The organism is Saccharomonospora iraqiensis subsp. iraqiensis (assembly GCF_000430445.1).
GTDB classification, from domain to species: domain Bacteria; phylum Actinomycetota; class Actinomycetes; order Mycobacteriales; family Pseudonocardiaceae; genus Saccharomonospora; species Saccharomonospora iraqiensis.
The window spans coordinates 3,080-5,897 of record NZ_KE387103.1 but is presented as its reverse complement, the minus strand read 5'-3'; the positions used below and the strand labels follow the sequence as shown (position 1 = coordinate 5,897).

3 protein-coding genes are annotated in these 2,818 nt (G+C 74.1%); all 3 read right to left on the bottom strand.

Annotated elements, in window-relative coordinates:
* Nucleotides 1-1,129 (bottom strand): glycosyltransferase family 4 protein (locus ACTIR_RS0114925; protein WP_026454891.1); only part of this gene is annotated, 1,129 nt, incomplete at its 3' end.
* A 13-nt stretch (nucleotides 1,130-1,142) separates the two neighbouring features.
* A complete protein-coding gene (locus tag ACTIR_RS0114920) occupies nucleotides 1,143-2,045 on the bottom strand; it encodes a phosphatidylinositol mannoside acyltransferase (protein ID WP_026454890.1) in 903 nt (300 codons plus the stop codon).
* Entirely contained in the window at nucleotides 2,042-2,656 is a 615-nt protein-coding gene (pgsA, locus tag ACTIR_RS0114915; protein ID WP_026454889.1) for a phosphatidylinositol phosphate synthase, read from the bottom strand. The genes ACTIR_RS0114920 and pgsA overlap by 4 nt, the downstream gene beginning before the upstream one ends.
* Nucleotides 2,657-2,818 lie beyond the last annotated feature (162 nt).

Below are 2,818 nucleotides of genomic sequence, written 5' to 3'. Positions count from 1 at the left end.
CCCCGGTGCCGACCGTGCGGGGATCGGCGGCGATCGCGGTCTCGTAGACCCGCAGCACCTGTCCGACGACCGTCGTCCAGTCGTAGAGCGCGACCCGTCCCGTGGCCGCCGCGGACAGCTCCGCCCGCCGCACGGGGTCCGCCAGCAGCGCGCCCAGTGCCTCCGCCAGGGCCCGGGGGTCACCGGTGGGGACGAGCACCCCGGCCCGCCCGTCGTCGAGGACCCGGCGGAACGAGTCGAGCCCGCTGGCGACGACGGGCGTCCCGGCCGCCATCGCCTCGGTGAGGATCATGCCGAAGCTCTCCCCGCCGGTGTTCGGGGCGCAGTAGACGTCCACGCTGCGCAGGGCGCGGGCCTTGGTGGCGTCGTCGACCTGGCCGAGCAGGTCGATCCGGTCGGCCAGCTCCGGGCCGGCCTGCCGGTACAGCGTCTCGGCCTCACCCCGGCCGACCACCAGCAGCCGCAGGTCCGGCAGCTCGGGGGCGAGCCGCCGCAACGCGTCCAGCAGCACCCCCATGCCCTTGCGCGGCTCGGTGAACCGGCCGACGAACCCGACCGTGCCGCCCGCGCGCGGATACCCGGGCAACGGCCGGGCCGTGGAGAAGAGGGAGGTGTCCACCCCGTTCGGGATCTCGACGGCGTCCCCACCCAGGTGCTCGACCTGGACCCGGCGGGCCAGCGCGGAGACCGCGATCCGGGCGGTGACCTTCTCCAGCAGCGGGCGCAGCACGGGTTCGAAGGCCGCCAGGGTGCGCGACCGCGGGGTGGACGTGTGGAAGGTCGTCACGATCGGCCCCTCGGCGAGCTTCAACGCGAGCAGGGACAGGCTCGGCGCCGTGGGCTCGTGCAGGTGCAGCACGTCGAGGTCGGATTCGCGCAGCCACCGCCGGACCCGGGCGTAGGAGACCGGGCCGAACTGCAACCGCGCCACCGACCCGTTGTAGGGGATGCCCAGCGACCGCCCGGCGGGCTGCACGAAGTCCGGCAGATCCGGCCCGTCCTCGTCCCCGGGCGCGAGGACGGACACCGTGTGCCCGTGCGCCCGCAGCGCCCCGGCCAGGTCCCGCACGTGCCCCTGCACCCCTCCGGGCACGTCGAAGGAGTACGGGCAGACGATCCCGATTCTCATGCCGCACCGGTCCTCACGCCGCGCGCCCCCGCGCGGGCTCCGCGGAGCGGTCGGCCTCCCAGAACGACTGCAGCATGTGCCAGTCGGTCGGGTGCGCGGCGATGTCGCCGGCGAACACGTCCGCGACCGCCTGGGTCGCCGCGCCGACCTCGTCCCGGTTGTTGACCCGCACCGGCGGGTGGATGCGCAGGCCCCAGCCGCCGTCGGTGAACCAGGTGCCGCACGGGAGCAGGGCGGCCCCCGTGCTCAGCGCCAACCGTGCGGGCCCCACCGGGAACCGCGCGGTCTCGCCGAAGAACGACACGGGATGGCCGGAGCCGGTGATGTCCCGGTCGCCGACCAGGCACACCACCGTGTTCTCGCGCAGCCTGCGCAGCAGCGCGCGGAACGACACGCTGCCGTCGGCGGGCACGACCTCGAATCCCAGGGACTCCCGGTAGGCCACGAACCGCTCGTACAGCGACTCCGGTTCGAGCCGCTCCGCCACCGTGGTGAAACTACCGGAGTGGCCCACCAGCCACACCCCGGCGACGTCCCAGTTCCCGGTGTGCGGCAGTGTCATCACCGCCCCGTTGCCCTCCGCCAGCGCGGAGTCCAGGTAGTCCGCCCCGGTGACGTCCACCCGCGCGCGGACGTCGGCGACCTCGCTCGCGGGCAGCCGGAACGCCTCGTGCCAGTACCGGGCGTACGAGCGCAGCGCCCGGCGGGTGAGGTCGTCGAGCTCGGTCGGCCCCGCCTGCGGAACCACCCGGGAGAGATTGTCGCGCAGCCTGCCGACCCCGGCGGGCGCGCGCCGGGCGAGAAGGTCGGCGGCCACCGAGAACAGCGGGGCGGACACCCGCTCGGGCAGTGCCGGCACCAGCCGCCACCCGAGGGCGTAACTCCAGTCGGCGACCCGCATCCCGAGCGTGCTCACGTCCGTGCCCCTCCCGTGGCCCTCGACACGCCCACGATCCGTTGCACCAGCGTCACCAGTGACAGCGCGGCGAGCAGCCACTGCGACGCCTCGACGGCGTGGGGCAGCCCCAGTCCGTACAACCCCGTCCCGACCAGCGCGATGATCAGCCGTTCCGCCCGTTCGACCAACCCGCCGTTGGCGGCGTCGGCGAAGCCGGACGCCTCGGCCCGTGCCTTGATGTAGGAGATCACCTGGGCGAGCACCAGGCACAGCAGCGCCGCCGCCGCGACGCGCGGGTTGTCCGCCACGGCGAAGGCCCACCACGCGATCGCGGCGAACAACGCACCGTCGACGAGGCGGTCGCACGTGGCGTCCAGCACCGCACCGAAGGGCGTACTCCCCTTCACCCGGGCCATCGCACCGTCGAGGAGGTCGAGCATGACGAAGCCCCACACGACGAACGTGCCGGTCAGCAGCATTCCGAGCGGGAAGAACACCAGGGCGCCCGCCATCGCACCCACGGTGCCGAGCACGGTCATCGCGTTGGGCGTCAGCCCGAGCCGGACCAGCGCCGCACCGAGCGGGTCGGTGACGCGGGACACGGACGCGCGCGCGAAGATGTTGAGCATCTCTTCCTACGGGAGCCGGTGCTGATCGGGTTCGATCGACAAACCCTATCGAGTTGCCCCCGCACCCCCGTCCGATGCCCTCACCCCGGCGTGTACGCCACCCCGCCGGCGCGGTCCGGGCGGGCTCAGCCGGCCGGGTCGCCGTCGCGCGCGACGACGGCA

What these genes read in the sequence shown, in the direction of transcription:
- pgsA (WP_026454889.1), bottom strand. Translation starts at nt 2,656, where the DNA reads ATGCTCAACATCTTCGCGCGCGCGTCCGTGTCCCGCGTCACCGACCCG.